Genomic DNA, 18,971 nt, shown 5'->3' with positions numbered 1-18,971 from the left:
GACCCGCCGTTACATCATTGATATTCGCTGTTTTTCGCCGCTATTGCACCGGCACCGTTTCGGCCGCGAGGATCGGCCCCGGCAGCGCCCGGCCCCGCGATTTCCCGCTGGAGCGCGCGGTCTGCACGATCACCACCGAGGGCAGATCGCCCGGCAGATTGGCCGTGAGCGACAGGGGCGTCTTGCCGTCCCAATCCGCCACCGCCTGCCAGTTGGTCACCACATTGGTGTAAAGCGCGGTACGGCCCGCATTCTCGCCGCGTTCGATGGTCACCTCGGCCTGCGGCCGGTAGCGCACGATCTGCACCACCGCCTCATCGGTCAGCGGCGGATTGGCCGATGCCTCGATCAGCACCCGGCCATTGCCCTGCGGGGTCAGTGTCAGCTTCACCGTCTCGGGCAAAGCCTCTTGCTGCGCGATGATGGCCTCCAGCTCATCCGGATGCCCGCCGACCAGCGTCGCCTGCCCGCCCACGATCATCTGCGGCGTGTAGATCGTGCGCTCTCCCGCCGCGCGGGCATAGGACTTCTGCCGCTCGGTAAAGATCGGCTGTGCGAAAGCATCCTTCCAGCCGAGATAATCCCAGTAATCCACATGCAGCGAGAGCGCGATCACCCCCGGCCGCTGCGCGATCTGGGTCAGCACATCATCGGCGGCGGGACAGGCATTGCACCCCTGCGAGGTGAAGAGCTCGACCACGACCGGCTGGCCCATGCCGGGCAAGTCCAGCCCGAGGCTTTTGGCCACATCCTGCGCCAGCCCCTCGACCACCGCATCCATCGACAGATCGGCCATCGCGCCGCTGATATTGGCCCCCAGCCCCGCGGTCAGCGAGGTCGCAACCGAGCCAAAGGCCATCGTACCGTCGTTGAGCAGAGAGGCGGTGCGCCCCCCCGACACCGTCGCCTCGGTCCCCATCGGGGAGGCTCCGGGCGCGCCTGAGGGGCCGCCATTGGGGTTGTTCGGCATTGTCTGGGCATTTGTCAGGCCAGAACCAGCCAGCCACAGCCCGAAAACTGCCGTGATGAATACGCGTTCCATAGTGTCAGTCCCCTCTGCCCCCCCTTCCTAAGCGGCCAGGACCGGCTTTGCCAATCAACGTTTTGCGATTTTCTGTGCATTCCGCGCGAAGAGATGCTGCTTTACGGCACCTTGCGGAGGGATCGCAAAAAATTTGGTGTACAATGGTATGCAAAGCGCCATTCTTCCCTTGATTGCATGGCGGGGATGCGGCAAACACGGGTGCAGCGACACCCCTCAATCCTCAGGGAGGCCATGATGCCCATCGTCACCGGAAAAGATACCGCCGGCACCCGCCGCAGTCTGACTGCAGGCGGCGCCAGCGTTGCCTATTACTCGATTCCCGCCGCTCAGGAAGCAGGTCTGGGCGATTTCTCGCGCCTGCCCGCCGCGCTGAAAGTCGTGCTGGAAAACATGCTCCGCTTTGAAGACGGTGGTTTCACCGTCTCGGTGGACGACATCAAGGCCTTTGCCGAATGGGCAAAACTCGGCGGCAAGAACCCGCGCGAGATCGCCTATCGCCCGGCCCGCGTGCTGATGCAGGACTTCACCGGCGTGCCCGCCGTGGTCGACCTGGCCGCGATGCGCGACGGCATCAAGGCGCTTGGCGGCGACGCCAAGAAGATCAACCCGCTGGTGCCGGTTGACCTCGTGATCGACCACTCGGTGATGATCGACGAGTTTGGCAACCCGCGCGCCTTCCAGAAGAACGTCGATCTGGAATACGAGCGCAACATGGAGCGCTACCAGTTCCTGAAATGGGGTCAGGGCGCCTTTGAAAACTTCCGCGTTGTGCCCCCCGGCACCGGCATCTGCCACCAGGTGAACCTCGAGTACCTCGCGCAGACCGTCTGGACCGACACCGACCAGAACGGCGAAAACGTCGCCTATCCGGACACGCTGGTCGGCACCGACAGCCACACCACCATGGTCAACGGCCTGGCCGTTCTGGGCTGGGGCGTCGGCGGGATCGAGGCTGAAGCCGCGATGCTGGGCCAACCGGTCTCGATGCTGATCCCGGAAGTTGTCGGCTTCAAGCTGACCGGCAAGATGATCGAGGGCACCACCGCCACCGACCTCGTGCTGAAAGTTGTGCAGATGCTGCGCAAACACGGCGTGGTCAGCAAATTCGTGGAATTCTACGGCGACGGCCTCGACCATCTGCCGCTGGCCGACCGCGCGACCATCGCCAACATGGCACCGGAATACGGCGCCACCTGTGGCTTCTTCCCGATCGACAATGAAACGCTGCGCTACCTGCGTCAGACCGGCCGCGACGAAGACCGCATCGCGCTGGTCGAAGCCTATGCGAAAGCCAACGGCATGTGGCGTGGGGCGGATTACGCACCGATCTATTCCTCGACGCTGGAACTCGACATGGGCACCATCGTGCCCGCGATCTCGGGCCCGAAACGTCCGCAGGATTATCTGGCGCTGACCTCGGCGAAATCCTCCTTTGCCAAGGAAATGGTCGAGACCTTCAAACGCGAGATGGGCAAAGCCGTCCCGGTGAAGGGCGAAAACTACGAGATGACCTCGGGCAAGGTTGTGATCGCCTCGATCACCTCCTGCACCAACACCTCGAACCCCTATGTGCTGATCGGCGCGGGTCTCGTGGCGCGCAAAGCCCGGGCACTCGGTCTGGACCGCAAGCCCTGGGTGAAAACCTCACTCGCCCCCGGCTCGCAGGTTGTGTCCGAATATCTGAACGCCGCCGGTCTGCAGGAGGATCTGGACGCCATCGGCTTCAACCTCGTGGGCTATGGCTGCACCACCTGCATCGGCAACTCGGGCCCGCTGCAGCCGGAAATCTCGGCCGCCATTGCCGAGGGCGATCTGGTCGCGACCGCCGTCCTCTCGGGCAACCGCAACTTTGAGGGCCGGATCAGCCCCGATGTGCGCGCCAACTACCTCGCATCGCCGCCGCTCGTGGTGGCCTATGCGCTGGCAGGCGACATGAACATCGACCTGACCACCGAGCCGCTGGGCGTCTCGAAAGACGGCAACCCCGTCTATCTGAAAGACATCTGGCCGACCAACAAAGAGATCTCGGATCTGGTTGAGCAGACCGTGACCCGTGCCGCCTTCATCTCGAAATATGCCGATGTGTTCAAAGGCGACGAGAAATGGCAGGCGGTTGAGACCTCGGAAGGCGAGACCTACGACTGGCCTGCTTCGTCGACCTATATCCAGAACCCGCCCTACTTCCGCGGCATGGCGAAAGAGCCGGGCGTCATCTCGAACATCCACAGCGCCCGCGTGTTGGCGGTGCTGGGCGACATGATCACCACCGACCACATCTCGCCCGCAGGCTCGTTCAAATCGACCACCCCGGCCGGGATCTACCTGACCGAGCGGCAAGTGGCGCCGAAGGATTTCAACAGCTACGGCTCGCGCCGCGGCAACCATGAAATCATGATGCGCGGCACCTTCGCCAACATCCGCATCAAGAACGAGATGCTGGATGGCGTCGAGGGCGGCTATACCAAGGGTCCGAACGGCGAACAGGCGGCAATCTATGACGCCTCGATGGAGTATCAGGCAGCGGGCACCCCGCTGGTGATCTTTGGCGGCATCGAATACGGCGCCGGTTCCTCGCGCGACTGGGCGGCCAAGGGTACCAACCTGCTGGGCGTCAAAGGTGTCATCGCCGAGTCGTTTGAGCGTATCCACCGCTCGAACCTGATCGGGATGGGCGTTGTGCCGTTCGAGTTCACCAATGGCGATACCCGCAAGACCCTGGGTCTGACCGGCGACGAAGTGGTGACCATCGAAGGTCTGGAAGGCGACATCGTGCCGCTGAGCCTGGTGCCCTGCTCGATCACCTACAAGGATGGCACCGTGAAGGTCATCCAGATCAAGACCCGCATCGATACCGAGGTCGAGATTGAATATCTGAAAAACGGCGGCGTGCTGCATTACGTGCTGCGCAACCTCGCCAAGTCCTGAGCCTTTCAGGGCGGATGTGACGAACGACGGCCCCGGAGAAATCCGGGGCCGTTGGCGTTTGGGAAGACTGGGGGCATGAAAGGTTAACGGGACACTTGCCTCCGGGCGAGACTGCGGCCTAAACTTGGCTAAGTTTAATGGCATCAACGGTTTTTAGCAGTCTGATTGGTTTCATCCATGCATGTCGATGCACCGCCCTTTGCGATCCGTCAGGTCGCGCGCGAGGATCTGCCGCAAATCCTTGACTGGAGCCGGCAGACGCATCTGGAACATGTGCGCCGCAGCCCCGACAATTTCTCCGATCATCCGGATTCCATCTTGTGGATGGAGAACCTGCGCCGCCGCGTGGTGGAGGCGGTCGAACAGGGCTCGCCCGGTCACGTCGGCTATGTCGCCACCCATGGCGCGCGCTTGCTGGGCTTTGTCCTGATGGCCGAACGCGCGCCGCAGACGCGGTCTGAACGCCATCTGCGGCGTTCGGCCGATGTGATCGAGGTTTTTGTCTGCCCCTCGGGACGCGGGCGCGGCATCGGTCAGGCCCTGTTGCGGCGCGGCACCGAGGAAATGCTGGCCCGTGGCTGCCCCGGTGTGGCGGCCTCGGTCTGGGCTGGCAATGTCGCCTCGCAAAAGATGGTTGTGGCGGCCGGATTGCGCGAGGAGTTGCGCCATTACGCGGTCCGCAATCCCAAGCCGCAGCCGCCGCCGGAGAGTCCCGACCTGCGCCCGCTGCTGGTGGTCTGCCTGATGGTGTGCTTTGGCCTGCTGGTGGCGCTCTTCGTCCGCTGATGCCACGGCCGGGGGCGCCAGCGCCCCCCGCGGGGCCCCGCCGGTCAGCCTGCCTCAGGGCGCAGCAGTGACCGCGCCCAAACCGTCAGCGCCACCAAAAGCGCCACCACCGTCAGCCCGCCGGGCATCAGGGGCGAGAGCAGGATCAGCACCGCCGCCACCGGCAACACCCACAGCGCCGCGCCCGTCAGGCAATAGCGGTCCCGCACGGCCCAGAGCACGGCGAGAAAGATCGCCACCGGCACCGCCACCGCGAAAAGCGCGCCTTGCGGTGTCAGCGGCCCATGCGCATGCGCCCCCAACGTGTCGATCAGCGCGGCAAACCCCGCCCCCACCGCAGCCCCCGCGGCAAAGATGCCGAAATGCCCGTACCCCCAGGTCAGGGCCCGGCTCAGATGGGTGGCGCTCAGATGCTCTTCAGGGGCGAAATAAAGCCACCAGAGCCCGAACACGATCACCAGCGCCGCGCCCGCCAATTGCGCCACCGTCCAGACCGGCAGGCTGCCCAGCCCCTCGAGCGCCATCGCCCCGGCGAGCAGCGTCTCGCCCAGCACGATGATGGTCAGAAGGCCGTAGCGCTCCATGATATGGTGACGGTGCCAGGGGGTCATGCTGGCGCGCTCGGCCCAGGCGGGCACCGCCAGCTCCAGCGCCACCCCGATCAGAAACATCAGCGGCGTCCAGCCCGGATGCGGCACCAGCATCAAAAGCCAATAGACCTGCACCAGCGCGATCCCGGCCGCATAGCGCAATGCCGTGCGCCGGTGGGCGTTGTCGTGGCAGCCCGCACGCAGCCAATGCGCCACCATCCCCACCCGCATCACCACATAGCCCAGCACCACCATTCGCAGACTGCCGGTTTCAAACAGCGCCGGGATTGCCGCCGCCATCATCAGCGCGCCCGCCATGATGATCATCGTCAAAATCCGGTGCAACGCATCGTCATTGTCATAGGCCGAGGCGAACCAGGTGAAGTTCATCCAGGCCCACCAGATGGCGAAGAACGCCATGAGGAAGGTGACCACCCCCTCGCCCGCATGGCCCGCCGCCAGCGCATGATGCAGCCCCGCCGCCGCCGCCGCGATGGCGATGACCGAGACAAGGTCAAAGAGCAGTTCGAGCGGTGTGGCGGCGCGGTGCGCCTCATGCGGATTGCGGGGCAGCATCGGGCGGGTCAGAGAGGGCATCAAAAAATCCTGCGCGTGAAATCTGCGACAGAATAGCGCGGGCGGTTTCCCCTGCCTAGCCTGCGACGGGGGCCAGACGGTAGGGCGCGGCGGGGGTCTCCGCGCGGTCAGCGTGAAAAGCTGGCCAGCACGTCATAGATCTCAGGCAGCTTTGAACCCAAGTTGTTGAGTTTTCGCAGTATTGCTACCGTCAGCTTTTGAGACGTGCCCGCCAGGCCAAATTGCTTGACCACAGGAAGAGCCCCAAAAGCCCGACAAAACTAAGCGCGACAATTGAACTCAACAGCTTTACCCAAGAGTTGGTCAAAGTGGTGACCCTTACAAGTTCCGAAAAACCTTCAACGCCCTGAGAGGTTGGCAGGAAGAGCATCACCACTGCGCTCATGGTGTTGGCGCCTAACATTCCCAGATGGAGAAGCCAGAACAGAGCTTTAGTCGCCTTAGGATAGATCATTGCGCCGAGACGGCTTTGCAGCCACGTCACTACAGCGAATAATGCCATAACCACTCCGAGGTCTAACAAGGTGTGACCGGGGCCTACGGTGTAGTAACTGTCATGATATACGCTCTTCCCAAGGAGCATATCCCCGAGGTCAAGCTGCGCCCCAACGATACTCATGCCGCTCAAGATTGCATAAACCGTCGCCGCTACGGCAAACAGAGCGGCGGGTGGCCAACCTCGAAGATACGCCAGGAGGGGGGCCAGAACCTGACATGCCAAGATGAAAATGATGAAAAGATCCATAGTTCGGCGTGCCTTTTTTAGCGAGATTTTTGAGAGGCTTAGATGCCGGGTATTTTGATTGCCGATCAATGCGACATATTGCAGGCCTATGGAACCGTAAAATGCAAGCACCTGCCATCGGATGCCCCGCGATGAACGTCCGCTTCGTCCGAAAAACCGCCGCAGGGTTACAATTACCCGATGCCCCCACCACCTCACGGAATGAAGGCAAACGGCCAATGACCAGTACTGGCACCGGATGCGGTTCCGAACTTACGGCTGCGCCGCCATCAAGGGGCGCAGATCGCTGGCAATCACCCGCTCGGTCAGCGGTCCGGCAAAGCGGAACAGGATCTTGCCCTCGCCATCGACAAGAAAGGTCTCGGGCACACCATAAACCCCCCAGTCAATCGCCACCCGCCCCTGCGGATCCGCGCCAAGCGCTTTGAACGGGCTGCCCAGATCGCCGAGGAACTTAAGTGCCTGTGCGGGCGTGTCCTTGTAATTGATGCCGTAAATGTCGATCCCTTCGGCGGCCAAAGCCTGCAGATTGGGATGCTCGACCCGGCAGGGCGCGCACCAGCTGGCCCAAAAATTCACCAGCTTCAGCTTGCCGTCGCGCAGGGTTTCGGCCGTGAAGGGCGCGCCCTCACCCAAGGGCGTCACCGCCACTTCCGGCGCCGCTTTACCCACCAAAGCCGAGGGCAGCTGATCGGCATTCTCTCGCCCCAGCGCCAGATATGCCACGCCCCCCAGCCCCAGAGAGATCACCAGCGGCAAGAACATCAACGGCTTAACCATGGTTTTGCCCCGCCTGTGCTTCCTGTTTCTCCAGCGCCCGCCGCACCTTTGCCCCGCGCCAGAGCGTCAGCCCCACCAGCACCGCCAATAGGACCAGTGTCGCGCCATAGGCGCTCAGCACCGAAAACGCATATTTCCCCAGATCTGGCATCAGCTTGCCATCCTTTCCCGCAATTCCAACGCCTTCAGTCGCCGTGCGCGGATCTCGGTCCGGGTGCGCAGCAGCAAAAGCGTCAGGAACAGCAATATGAACCCCGCGATGCAAAACAAGAGCGGGTACCAGAACACATCCGAGACATTCTCTTTCTTGTCCAGCGACAGGCTGGCGCCCTGATGCAGCCCCTGATTCCAGAAATTCACCGCATAGCGCGAGAGAATCGCGAAGACCGAGCCGACGAGGCAGAGCACCCCGGTCAGATCGGCGGCGGCATCGGGGTCCTCGATCGCGGCCCAGAGCGCGATATAGCCAAGGTAGAACAGGAACAGGATCAGGAAAGAGGTCAGCCGCGGGTCCCATTCCCACCAGGTGCCCCACATCGGCTGCCCCCATACCGCGCCGGTGATCAGCGCGATCAGCGTCATCACCATGCCGATGGGCGCCGCCGCCTTGGCCGCCAGCGCCGAGACATGATGCCGCCGCACAATCCAGATCAGCGAGGCGACCAGCATCATCACCCAGATGTTGATCGCCATCATCGCGGCGGGCACATGCAGATAGATGATCTTGACGGTCGAGCCCTGCTTGTAATCATCGGGGGTGAAGAAAAAGCCCCAGATCAGACCAATGGCCAGCGCCAGCGCCGCCAGCACCGCCACCACCGGCAGCACCCTGCCCGAGGTCTGCATGAACTTCTTTGGATTGGCATATTCCCACAGGGACATCAGGCAAACTTTCTCTATCCGGCGCAGCGGGTTCTAGCACGGGGCGCGGCGCAGTCTCTAGCGCAGATTGACGCGGAGGGCGGCGGCGGAGGCAAAAGGCATCAGCGCAATGCTCGCGGCGGTGATCCCCGCGAGCAGCAAAAGCGGCACCTCGACCGGCATCCCCACCGCGCCGCGCCGCACCACCTCGGCCCCGAAGATCAGCGTCGGCACATAAAGCGGCAGGACCAGCAGTGACATCAGGAGCCCGCCCCGCTTCAGCCCGACGGTCAGCGCCGCGCCAAAGGTGCCCAGCACCGACAGCGCGGGCGTGCCGAGCGCCAGCGACACCAGAAGCCACAGATAGGCCGGCCCCGGCATATGCAAGAGCACCCCCAGAAGCGGCGCCACCAGCACCAGCGGCAGGCCCGTCGTCAGCCAATGCGCCAGCGCCTTCAGCGTCACCACCGCCTCCATCGGGATCGGCGCTGTGGCCAGAAGGTCGAGACTGCCATCCTCATAATCCAGCGCGAAAATCCGGTCGAGCGACAGCAGGCAGGCGAGCAAAGCCCCGATCCACAGGATCCCGCCCGCGATGCGCGCAAGAATGGCCCCTTCCGGCCCCACCCCGAAGGGAACCAGCGTGACCACGATCAGAAAGAAGGCAAGGCCGAGGCCGAACCCGCCGCCCGCCCGGGTGGCCAGCCTCAGATCCCGTAACAGCAGCGCGATCATGCCCGGCCTCCGGAAAGGCGGAGAATGCGGATGCCTCCGGCGGGGATATTTGTCACGAAGCAATGGTCTGAAGAGTTGCTTCGTTCAAAATATCCCCCGCGGAGCGTTCCGAACGCTCCAGACGCGCGCGGGCGGATCATGCGAAAGCCTCATCAAACGCGCCGGGATGCCCCGTGGAGCCGCCCGTTGGGGGGAGTGTCGCGCGGTAGGGCGTCAGATCGAGGATGGCGGCTTCTGCCAGCCCGAGGTCAATATGGGTTGCCATGAGGGCGGAACCGCCTGCGGCAAGATGCGCGCGCACAGCCTCGGCAAAGAGCTGGACGGAGGCGGTGTCGAGCGAGACCGTCGGCTCATCCAGCACCCAGACCGGGCGGCCGGTGACCAGCAGCCGCGCGAGGCCGAGGCGGCGCTTTTGACCCGCGGAGAGGCTGTGGGCCGGGCGCCCGGCAAGGGCTTCCAGATTCATTGCATGCAGCGCCGGGGCGATGCCGGTCCTGCCATAGACCGCAGCCCAGAAATGCAGGTTCTCGGTGACGGTCAGCGCGGCCTTCAGCCCATCGGCATGGCCCGCATAGGCGACGGTTTCGGGATCATAGTCCAGCTGGCCGCTCAGCGGTGGCTGCAGCCCTGCCAAGGTGCGCAGCAATGTGGTTTTGCCGATGCCATTCGGCCCCCGCAGAACAAGGGCGCGGCCGGGTTCCAGCGCGAAGGACAGGCCCTCCAGCACCGGCACCCCGCCGCGGGCAATACTGAGTTTGGTGACCAAAAGCGCGCTCATGCCCAAGGGTTTAGCCCGGAAGCCTGCGCGCCGTAAAGGGTCGCGACCTGCGTCAGGTCGCCGCCGGAAGCGCGATCAGTGCCGCCGCCACCCGCCGCCCCTCGGAGAGAAGCACATTATAGGTGCGCGCGGCGGTGGGCGAGGACATGGCCTCGATCATCACCCCCACAGCTTCCAGCTCGGCGCGCAGATCGGCGGGGGCATGGGCGATTTCCGCGCCCATCCCCATGAAGAGCACATCAACCTGCCCCGCCAGTGCCATCAGCGGTGCGCGATCCTCAAGTCCACCCCAGCGGCTGGCCTGATCGGCGCGCACCAACACGCCGCCGGGGTACACGACCCCGCCGACGCGAAAGAAGCCCGGCCCATAGCCATCAACCGGCAGCGAGGCCCCGAAGTTGGTATCAGTCAGCGGCATCGGTCTTTTCCGTAAAGAACTGCTCGTCGCCCGCGGGCTTTTTCTTGTCACCACGGTTCAGGCCGATGAACAGCACGACGTTCTTGGCGACATAGACCGAGGAATAGGTGCCGAGCACGATGCCCCAGGTGATCGCAAACACAAAGCCGCGGATCACGTCGCCGCCCAGAACCAAGAGCGCGATCAGCGCCACCAAGGTGGTGCCCGAGGTCATCACCGTGCGGCTCAGCGTCTCGTTCACCGCGAGGTTCATCACATCGCGCAGCGGCATGGTTTTGTATTTGATCAGGTTTTCACGCAGCCGGTCAAAGACCACCACGGTATCGTTGATCGAATAGCCCAGAATCGTCAGCAGCGCCGCGATGATCGTCAGATCGAACTTGATCTGGAACAGCGCGAAGACGCCGATCGTCGCCACCACGTCATGCACGAGTGCGGCCACCGCCCCCAGCGCAAACTGCCATTCAAAGCGCAGCCAGACATAGACGACAATCGCCGCCGTCGCCGCGAGAACCGAGAGCACGGCGGTCTTGATCAGCTCGCCCGACACTTTCGGACCCACCGATTCCACCGAAGGGAAGGTCATCGTCGGATCGACGGTTTGCAGCGCCGCCTCGACCTGATTGACCACTTCCGGCGTGATCGCCTCGGCCTCGGCCTGGGCCTGGATGCGGACCATGGCCACATGTTTGTTGGCGCCGAAGGCCGGGTCGAACACCTCGGTGATCGTGACATCGCCCAGATCCAGCGTCGCCAGTGCCGCGCGATATTCGCCCACATCCACCGCCTGGGTGGATTCGGTGCGGATCGTCGTGCCGCCCTTGAAGTCGATGCCGAAATTCAGCCCCATCACCATGGTGACGATGATGGAGGCAATGACCAGAAACACCGACAGACCAAAGGTGTAGCGGGCGTGTTTGAAGAAATCCCAATGGGTGACTTCGGGAACGAGTTTCAGACGAAAAGCCATGATTTTTCCCTTACACCGTAATCGTTTTGGGGCGGCGCCAGGCGAACCAGATCACCACCAGAAGACGCGTCACCGACAAGGCGGTGAAGACCGAGGTGACAATCCCGACAGCCAGCGTGACCGCAAAACCGCGCACCGGCCCCGAGCCGAGCACGAAGAGGATGATCGCCGCGATCAGCGTGGTGATATTGGCGTCAACAATCGCCGACATCGCCATCTGATAGCCCTTTTCAATCGCCCGCGCCGGACCTTTGGCGTTCTTCAGCTCTTCCTTGATCCGCTCAAACACCAGCACATTGGCGTCGACCGCCATGCCCATGGTCAGCACGATCCCGGCAATCCCCGGCAAGGTCAGCGTGCCGCCGATCATCGACAGAACACCGAACAACATCGCCACGTTGAGGCAGAGCGCCACAGAGGCGAGGAAACCGAAGAACCCGTAGGAAGCCACCATCAGCCCCACCACCGCGGCAAAGCCGACGACTGCCGCGATGCGGCCCGCATCGATGCTGTCCTGCCCAAGCTCCGGGCCGATGGTCCGCTCTTCGAGGAAGGTCATGCCCGCAGGCAAAGCCCCGGCCCGCAAGAGGACCGCAAGGTTGGTGGATTCCTCCACCGTGAAATTGCCGGTGATGATGCCCGAGCCGCCCGGAATCGCCTGGTTGATCACCGGTGCCGAGATCACTTTGCCATCGAGCACGATGGCGAAGGGCTGGCCGACATTGGCGGCGGTATATTCACCGAATTTGCGCGCGCCGGAGGTGTTGAACTTGAACCCCACCGCCGGACGGCCGTTCTGATCGAATTCGGGCCGCGCGGTGGTCAGCTCTTCGCCGGTCACAACGGGGGTGGTGTCGATCGTGTAATAGATGCCGTTCTCATCCGCCGACGGCAGCACGGCATTGCCGAGGCCGGGCGCGGCATCCGGATTCGAGCCGCGGCCCTTCACCGAATTGAAGGTCAGTTTTGCGGTGGTGCCGATCAACGCCTTCAGCTCGGCGGCAGAGCCGATGCCCGGCACCTGGATCAGAATCCGGTCCTCGCCCTCGCGCTGGATCGTCGGCTCGCGCGTGCCAACCTCGTCGACGCGGCGGCGGATGATCTCGAGGCTTTGCTGGATGGTGCGGTCATCTGTCGCAGCCTTTTCGGCCTCCGACAGGCTGACAATCAGCTCATCCCCCGACGCGGTGATCGCCAGATCGCTTTGGCCCACCCCGGTCAGGGTGACCACGGGCGTGGACAGGGATTTGGCAATCGCGACGGCTTTGGCCATCTGCTCGGGGGTGCCGATCTGCACATGCAGCTCGTCCTGCGGCCCCGGCGCGCGGCGCACGGCACCGATGGTGGCACGTTCTGCCGCCAGCGCCTTGCGCAGCTCGGGCCACAGATCGTCCATCCGGGCCTTGTACACTTCGGCCACGTTCACTTCGGCCAGAAGATGCGCCCCCCCCCGCAGATCGAGCCCGAGATTGACCAGCCCGGAGGGCAGCCAATCGGGCCAGCCCGCGCGTGCAGCGGCTTGTTCAGGGGTCTCGAAGCCAGCCTTTTCGGCCGCCGCGATGGCATCATTATGCGCCTCAACCCGGCTATAAAACAGGTTGGGCGCGGCGGTCAGCAGTCCCAGGGCGCAAAGCCCGAAGATCAGCACCCGCTTCCACAGGGGGATGTGCAGCATTCTCTGCCTCAGTTCGCGTTAGCAGCAGCGGGTTCGGTTTTCGACACCACGGTGGCGATGGCCGACTTCATCATGCGGATCTTGACGCCTGCAGCAATTTCCACTTCCAGCTCGCCATTGTCCTTGACGTTGGTGACCTTGCCGAAGATGCCGCCCTGGGTCACGACAGCGTCACCCCGACGCAAGGCATCGACCATGGCGCGGTGCTCTTTCGCCTTTTTCTGCTGCGGACGGATCAGCAGGAAATACATGATGGCGAAAATCAGGATCAGCGGTGCGAATTGCGTGAAAGCAGCGGCACCACCGGCGCCACCGGCGGCCTGAGCGAAAGCGGGGGTTGCGAACATGTGTCTGTCCTTCGTTTTGGGGCCGCCTCTTGATTGCGGAGGCCCGGTTTTACTGGGGCCAAAGCCCGGAAATCGCGCGGCACCCTAGCCGCCACCCCGCCCCTTGGCAAGGCAGCGCCCAAAGCGGTTGCACATGGCGTCTCAGATAGGGAGCGGGGCCGCGCCCCGCAAGGCAAGAGCGGCAAGAGATCGCACCCTTTCCGGGCCGCCCTCGCCACAGATGGAATATTGCGCGGACAGGGTCGCGGCCCCTGCCCGGCCCCGTGCCGGATCAGCCGAGCGGTTGCGCCCGCTCGACCAGCCGCGCGAAGAAGCTGGCGCCGACGGGGGCGGCGGCATCGTTGAAATCAAAGGCCGGATGGTGCAGCCCTGCCCCCGGACCGGTGCCAAGGAACAGGAAGGCGCCCGGACGTGCCTCCAGAAAATACGAGAAATCCTCGGCGCCCATCTCCCGCGGGCTGTCGGTATTGACGGCGCTGTCCCCCGCGATTTCACGGGCAACCGTGGCGGCGAATTCGGTCTTGGCGGCATCGTTCACGGTGGGCGGATAGCCCTTTTCGTATTTCAGCACCGCCTCGACGCCATAGGCCGCGCCCAGGCCCTCGCAGAGTGCGGCCATCCGGCCCATCACCATCTTTTGAACGGCGGTGTCGAATGTGCGCACGGTGCCCCCCAGAAAAGCGGTGTCGGGGATGATGTTATCGGCGCTGCCGGTGTGAATCTGGGTGACGCTGATCACCAGATCATCCTGCGCGTAATGGTTGCGGCTGCTGATCGTCTGAAACGCCTGCACGATGGCCACCGCCGCCACCACCGGATCCGCGGTCTCATGCGGCATGGCGCCATGGCCGCCCCGGCCCTGCACATGCACCTCAAACGTATCCGCCGCCGCCATGATCGGCCCCGGCGTCGTGGCAAAAGTGCCGAACTCCTGCCCCGGGGTGTTGTGGATGCCATAGATCTGGCTGATGCCGAAGCGCTCCATGATGCCTTCCTCGACCATCACCCCCGCGCCGCCGCCATTCTCTTCGGCGGGCTGGAAGACCAAAGCGACCCGGCCCTTGAAATTCCGCGTCTCGGCCAGATACTTGGCCGCACCGAGCAGCATGGCCATATGGCCATCATGGCCGCAGGCATGCATCTTGCCGGGATTTTCCGAGGCATAGAGCGTGCCGGTTTCCTCCTCGATCGGCAGCGCATCCATGTCCGAGCGCAGCGCAATCGTCGGCCCTTCGCCCTGCCCGTTGATGATCGCCACCAGCCCGGATTTCGCGATGCCCGCATGAATCTCATCGACGCCGAATTCATGCAGCCGGGCGGCGACGAAGGCCGCCGTCTCGTGGCAATCAAAAGACAATTCGGGATGCGCGTGCAGATGGCGGCGCCAGGCGGTCATCTCGTCGGCGAAGGCTGCGATACGATTCAGGATGGGCATGGCGGGGTTCCGGGGTTTTTGCTAGGTCGGGGGCAGAACATCTGAAACGGAGACCGGGCGCAATGGACAAAACCCTGAACCACGGGCGCGACGCGGCGGCAGCGCTGGCTTTGGACAGATCCGGGGCGGTCCCGGCGGGGGCGACCGCAGAGCTAGAGCGGCTTTTGACGATCATGGCGCGGCTGCGCGACCCCGAGGGCGGCTGCCCCTGGGACATCGAGCAGAGCTTTGCCTCCATCGCGCCCTATACGATCGAGGAGGCGCATGAGGTGGCCGATGCGATCACCCGCGAGGCCTGGGACGAGCTGCCGGGGGAGTTGGGGGATCTGCTGCTGCAGGTGGTGTTTCATGCCCGCATCGCCGAAGAGGCGGGGATGTTCGATTTTACCGCGGTGGCGAAGGCGGTGGCGGACAAGATGCTCTCGCGGCATCCGCATGTGTTTGGCGATGTGGGGCCGTTGACCGCCGAGGAGCAGAGCCGCGCCTGGGAAGAGCTGAAGGCCGCCGAGCGCGGCGGCGCCAGGGCGCGGGTGCTGGACGGGGTGGCGCTGGGGCTGCCCGCGCTCAGCCGGGCGCTGAAGCTGCAAAACCGCGCGGCGCGGGTGGGATTTGACTGGCCCTCGACCGATGAGGTTCTGGACAAGATCGTGGAAGAGGCGGCGGAATTGGTCGAGGCGCGCGACACGATGGGGCCGGAGGAGCTGGCGGATGAATTTGGCGATCTGATGTTCGTCATGGTCAACCTCGGGCGGCATCTGGGCTTGGATGCCGAGGCCTGCCTGCGCGGGACGAATGCGAAATTCACCCGCCGGTTCAATCGGATCGAGGATGACCTTGCGGCGCTGGGGCGGAGCCCGGCGCAGAGCGATCTGGCGGAGATGGATGCGCTGTGGGATCGGGCGAAGGCGGCCGAGCGCGCGGCCAAAGGATAGGGTGTTGGGGGGCGCTGCCCCCCGCCTGGCGGCGCCCCCCGAGGTATTTTTGCCAAGAAGAAATGCTCAGAAGAGGACTTTGCGCAGCATGTTCAGCGCGACCACGGCGAGGAAGACCGCGAAGACGCGTTTCAGCGGTTTCGGGTCAAGACGATGGGCGAGCGCCGCGCCCAGAGGGGCGGTGGTCAGCGTCATCGTGATGGTGATCAGGAAGGCCGCGATGTTGATGGCGCCGAGGGTGAAGGGCGGCGCATTCGGCACCGGCACCAGAAGGAAAGCCAGCGCCGAGGGCAGCGCGATGGTGAAGCCAAACCCGGCGGCGGTGGCGACGGCGCGGTGGATCGGCATGCCGTGCAGCGTCATCAGCGGCACGCCGAAGGATCCGCCGCCAATGCCCATCAGCACCGACAAAAAGCCGACGATGGGGGCCATCACTGCCCGTTTGGCCCCGCGCGGCATCTCACTCCCCAGCCGCCATTCGGTCCGCCCCAGCGCCATGTAGCAGGCGATGAAAAAGGCGATACAGCCGAAAATGACCTGCAGCGTGGCGGTTTGCAGCCGCGACACGACCAGCACGCCGATGAGGGCACCCGCCGCGATCCAGGGCGACCAGCTTTTCAGCACCGGCCAGTCGACGGCGCCCTTGCGGTGATGTGCCAGTACCGAGCGGACAGAGGTGACGATGATCGTGGCCAGCGAGGTGGCGACGCAGACCTGCATCAGGCTGTCCGAGCCATAGCCCATCGCGGCAAAGACCGCGTAATAGGCGGGCACCAGCACGATGCCGCCGCCCACGCCCAACAGCCCGGCCAGAATGCCCGCAAAGGCCCCCACCGCCAGCAGAACCGCCAGCATCGGCAGCAAATGTAGGATATCCGTCATGGTCGCTCCGTTCCGGGCCTGGTGCCCCTGCGGCGCCCGCCGCAAGGCTTAGCGCGGGCGGTGACGCGGGGAAAGACTGTTTGCCCGCCTTCAGTGCGGTTTGACACCGGTTCCGCTGTCGGGGGCGCTGTCCGTCCGGCTGCTGGCGGCACTGGCGAGCGCGGCGGCCGCTTCGGCCATTTCGGCCAATGCCTGGTCCATCACCTCCAGCCCCGCCCCCGGCCGTGCCGCCCCTTCGGAGAGGATCCGCCGCCAGCTGCGGGCACCCGGGCGGCCATGGAAAAGGCCCATCATGTGGCGGGCGAAATGGTGCAGACGCCCCTCCGGCCCCGCCAGATGCGCCGCGATCAGCGGCCGCATCGCCGCGACCACCTCATAGGGATCCGCGACCGGACCGGCACCGAAAATGCGCTGATCGGCAGCGGCGAGGATGTTCCACGGCTCATGATAGGCGGCGCGGCCGAGCATGACCCCGTCCAGCCCCTGATCCAGAAATTCAATTGCTTGATCAAGGCTTTGGATGCCGCCGTTGATCGACAGATGCAGCTGCGGGAACTGCCGTTTCATCGCCAGCACCAGCGGGTAATCCAGGGGGGGGATGTCACGGTTCTGCTTGGGGTTCAGCCCCTGCAGCCAGGCCTTGCGGGCATGGATGGTGAAGCGCGAGACGCCCGCCGCCGATACTTTTTGCAAGAAATCGGGCAGCACCTCCTCGGGGATCTGATCATCCACCCCGATCCGGCATTTCACCGTCACCTCGACCGGGCTGACCGCGATCATCGCGGCAACGCAATCGGCCACCAGCTCTGGCGTGGTCATCAGCACCGCGCCAAAGGCCCCCGACTGCACGCGGTCCGACGGGCAGCCGCAATTCAGATTGATCTCGTCATAGCCCCAATCCGCCGCAATGCGCGTCGCCTCGGCCAGTTGCGCGGGGTCCGATCCGCCCAGCTGTAGGGCGACCGGATGTTCGCTCTCGCTGTAGTTCAGCAATTTGCCACGGTCGCCATGAATGACCGCCGGGGCCGTCACCATTTCGGTGTAGAGCAGGCTGTGCCGGCTGAGCTGACGGTGGAACACCCGGCAATTCCGGTCCGTCCAATCCATCATCGGCGCAACGGAAAGCCTGAAGTTATTGAATTTGCTGTAATTATCAGCAATTTTCGCTGATTTCGCGTCTTCCGTTGCTGTCATTTTTCGTACTGATTTCATTACGTTTTTGCTTGTTTGCGTTTCCGGGTTGCTAAAGATTAGCAACAATTGCGGAGGAGTTTTAGCAAATGGGCACCGTCACAGAGCGCCGCCTGAAGGATGGATCGAGCGTGTATACCGCACAGGTGCGGATTATGCGAGACGGGAAGAAAGCAAGCACGTCCGCAACCTTTGTCAGGCGCGCGGCGGCGTTGGCGTGGCTCAAGCGAAAAGAAGCGGAGGCCGCCGAACCCGGGGGGCTGGCGCGTCTGATCAAGGCCAGGTCGGATGGCGTAACACTGAGCGATGCCATCGACCGCTATACCGCCGAAAGCGCCAAGGCGATGGGCCGCACCAAAGCTCAGGTGCTGAACACAATCAAAACCTACCCGATTGCCGCCCTGCCCTGCGACGCGATCAAGTCAGACGATATCGTCAGTTTCGCGAGAGAGCTCAATATCGGCCGCAGCCCGCAAACCGTGCTGAACTACCTCTCACATCTCTCTGCCATTTTTGCGATTGCACAGCCCGCATGGGGAGTCCCCCTTGATCACGGCCAGATGAAATCCGCGATGATTGTGGCTAAGCGGCTGGGCCTAACGAATAAGTCGGCAAAGCGGGATCGGCGACCGACGCTGGCGGAGATGGAGCTCCTTATGGCACACTTCACTGATCGCCACGCTGGAGGTAGGTCACTTCCCATGCAAATGGTCTGCGCTTTTGCTCTCTATTCGACCCGACGCCAAGATGAAATACTAAGGATCAAGTGGAGCGACCTGGAGCAAGGCCGGGTGTTGGTCAGAGACATGAAGCACCCGGGCGAAAAGGCTGGGAACGACACCTGGTGCGAGTTGCCGCCAGAAGCCGAGATGATCGCGCGCTCGATGGCAAAGTTGGATGATAGGATCTTCCCCTACTCCACCGATGCCGTCAGCGCTTCCTTTACGCGGGCGTGCAAATTTCTGGGCATTGCTGACCTCCACTTTCACGACCTACGCCATGAGGGAGTCAGTCGGCTGTTTGAAATGGGCAAGACCATTCCACAAGCAGCAGGCATATCTGGCCATCGAAGTTGGCAAAGCCTTCAACGCTATACCCACCTTCGCGACACTGGGGACAAGTGGGAAGACTGGGAATGGATCGTGAAGATCTGTCAGCATCAATAGTCTAGACGTTCAGCGCAACCTATGGGAGAGTGCAAATTTCATACGTGCACCTATCGATACACCTTCACAAACAGATTAAATGTCGCTCTCGCGATGGATCGCATGGGCGAGAC

Annotated in this window: 19 protein-coding genes; 4 read left to right on the top strand and 15 right to left on the bottom strand. The window is 63.6% G+C overall.

The window, feature by feature from the left end; all coding sequences use genetic code 11:
- Nucleotides 1-40: 40 nt before the first annotated feature.
- Nucleotides 41-1,042 (bottom strand): DUF1223 domain-containing protein, encoded by a 1,002-nt coding sequence (locus ACEN2S_RS20780; protein WP_441870088.1) that lies wholly within the window; start codon nt 1,040-1,042, stop codon nt 41-43.
- A gap of 237 nt (nt 1,043-1,279) precedes the next feature.
- On the opposite strand from ACEN2S_RS20780, the gene acnA reads away from it, so the two are divergent.
- Together acnA and ACEN2S_RS20770 are read left to right on the top strand one after the other, a co-directional pair.
- Nucleotides 1,280-3,970, top strand: coding sequence for an aconitate hydratase AcnA (acnA, locus tag ACEN2S_RS20775; RefSeq protein WP_441870086.1), 2,691 nt, complete (start codon nt 1,280-1,282; stop codon nt 3,968-3,970).
- 177 nt (nt 3,971-4,147) lie between these two features.
- The gene (locus tag ACEN2S_RS20770) at nt 4,148-4,756 is read left to right on the top strand and encodes a GNAT family N-acetyltransferase (RefSeq protein WP_441870084.1); all 609 of its coding nucleotides are present in this window, start codon (nt 4,148-4,150) and stop codon (nt 4,754-4,756) included.
- Nucleotides 4,757-4,800: 44 nt separating this feature from the next.
- Here ACEN2S_RS20770 and ACEN2S_RS20765 read toward each other — a convergent pair whose 3' ends face one another.
- From ACEN2S_RS20765 to ACEN2S_RS20710, 12 genes are all read right to left on the bottom strand, one after another.
- A complete protein-coding gene (locus tag ACEN2S_RS20765) occupies nt 4,801-5,943 on the bottom strand; it encodes a low temperature requirement protein A (RefSeq protein WP_441870082.1) in 1,143 nt (380 codons plus the stop codon).
- A 190-nt stretch (nt 5,944-6,133) separates the two neighbouring features.
- On the bottom strand, nt 6,134-6,799 hold the full coding sequence (locus ACEN2S_RS20760) for a hypothetical protein (RefSeq protein WP_441870080.1): 666 nt from the start codon (nt 6,797-6,799) through the stop codon (nt 6,134-6,136).
- Between the two features lie 141 nt (nt 6,800-6,940).
- Complete coding sequence (locus ACEN2S_RS20755) at nt 6,941-7,468, bottom strand: DsbE family thiol:disulfide interchange protein (RefSeq protein ID WP_441870078.1); 528 nt, start codon at nt 7,466-7,468, stop codon at nt 6,941-6,943.
- Nucleotides 7,461-7,619, bottom strand: a complete 159-nt coding sequence (ccmD, locus tag ACEN2S_RS20750; protein WP_441870076.1) for a heme exporter protein CcmD — start codon at nt 7,617-7,619, stop codon at nt 7,461-7,463. The genes ACEN2S_RS20755 and ccmD overlap by 8 nt, the downstream gene beginning before the upstream one ends.
- On the bottom strand, nt 7,619-8,350 hold the full coding sequence (locus ACEN2S_RS20745) for a heme ABC transporter permease (protein WP_441870074.1): 732 nt from the start codon (nt 8,348-8,350) through the stop codon (nt 7,619-7,621). The genes ccmD and ACEN2S_RS20745 overlap by 1 nt, the downstream gene beginning before the upstream one ends.
- Before the next feature lie 57 nt (nt 8,351-8,407).
- Nucleotides 8,408-9,064, bottom strand: a complete 657-nt coding sequence (ccmB, locus tag ACEN2S_RS20740; protein ID WP_441870072.1) for a heme exporter protein CcmB — start codon at nt 9,062-9,064, stop codon at nt 8,408-8,410.
- Between the two features lie 136 nt (nt 9,065-9,200).
- Complete coding sequence (gene ccmA, locus ACEN2S_RS20735; protein WP_441870070.1) at nt 9,201-9,842, bottom strand: heme ABC exporter ATP-binding protein CcmA; 642 nt, start codon at nt 9,840-9,842, stop codon at nt 9,201-9,203.
- Nucleotides 9,843-9,894: 52 nt separating this feature from the next.
- A complete protein-coding gene (locus ACEN2S_RS20730; RefSeq protein ID WP_441870068.1) occupies nt 9,895-10,260 on the bottom strand; it encodes an Mth938-like domain-containing protein in 366 nt (121 codons plus the stop codon).
- Nucleotides 10,247-11,230, bottom strand: coding sequence for a protein translocase subunit SecF (gene secF / locus ACEN2S_RS20725; RefSeq protein WP_441870066.1), 984 nt, complete (start codon nt 11,228-11,230; stop codon nt 10,247-10,249). The genes ACEN2S_RS20730 and secF overlap by 14 nt, the downstream gene beginning before the upstream one ends.
- Nucleotides 11,231-11,240: 10 nt before the next feature.
- On the bottom strand, nt 11,241-12,905 hold the full coding sequence (gene secD / locus ACEN2S_RS20720; RefSeq protein ID WP_441870064.1) for a protein translocase subunit SecD: 1,665 nt from the start codon (nt 12,903-12,905) through the stop codon (nt 11,241-11,243).
- An 8-nt stretch (nt 12,906-12,913) separates the two neighbouring features.
- On the bottom strand, nt 12,914-13,252 hold the full coding sequence (gene yajC, locus ACEN2S_RS20715) for a preprotein translocase subunit YajC (RefSeq protein ID WP_441870062.1): 339 nt from the start codon (nt 13,250-13,252) through the stop codon (nt 12,914-12,916).
- Between the two features lie 271 nt (nt 13,253-13,523).
- Nucleotides 13,524-14,687, bottom strand: a complete 1,164-nt coding sequence (locus ACEN2S_RS20710; RefSeq protein ID WP_441870060.1) for a M20 aminoacylase family protein — start codon at nt 14,685-14,687, stop codon at nt 13,524-13,526.
- 62 nt (nt 14,688-14,749) lie between these two features.
- Here ACEN2S_RS20710 and mazG point away from each other — a divergent pair, with 62 nt between their 5' ends.
- Nucleotides 14,750-15,619 (top strand): nucleoside triphosphate pyrophosphohydrolase, encoded by an 870-nt coding sequence (gene mazG / locus ACEN2S_RS20705; protein WP_441870058.1) that lies wholly within the window; start codon nt 14,750-14,752, stop codon nt 15,617-15,619.
- Nucleotides 15,620-15,685: 66 nt separating this feature from the next.
- Here the strand turns inward: mazG and ACEN2S_RS20700 are convergent, their stop codons facing one another.
- Nucleotides 15,686-16,501: a sulfite exporter TauE/SafE family protein gene (locus ACEN2S_RS20700; protein WP_441870056.1), complete on the bottom strand. Its 816-nt coding sequence runs from the start codon at nt 16,499-16,501 to the stop codon at nt 15,686-15,688.
- A gap of 90 nt (nt 16,502-16,591) precedes the next feature.
- Nucleotides 16,592-17,695 carry a tRNA dihydrouridine(20/20a) synthase DusA gene (gene dusA, locus ACEN2S_RS20695; protein WP_441870054.1) on the bottom strand — a complete coding sequence of 368 codons (1,104 nt, stop codon included), beginning with the start codon at nt 17,693-17,695 and terminating at the stop codon, nt 16,592-16,594.
- An 86-nt stretch (nt 17,696-17,781) separates the two neighbouring features.
- Between dusA and ACEN2S_RS20690 the strand changes: the two genes are divergently transcribed.
- Nucleotides 17,782-18,858, top strand: coding sequence for a tyrosine-type recombinase/integrase (locus ACEN2S_RS20690; protein ID WP_441870052.1), 1,077 nt, complete (start codon nt 17,782-17,784; stop codon nt 18,856-18,858).
- Nucleotides 18,859-18,971 lie beyond the last annotated feature (113 nt).

It is taken from the genome of Phaeovulum sp. W22_SRMD_FR3, from assembly GCF_052113705.1.
Classification (GTDB): Bacteria; Pseudomonadota; Alphaproteobacteria; order Rhodobacterales; family Rhodobacteraceae; genus JBGQOG01.
The sequence above is the reverse complement of the archived record's forward strand: the minus strand, read 5'-3'. Positions and strand labels throughout refer to the sequence as shown.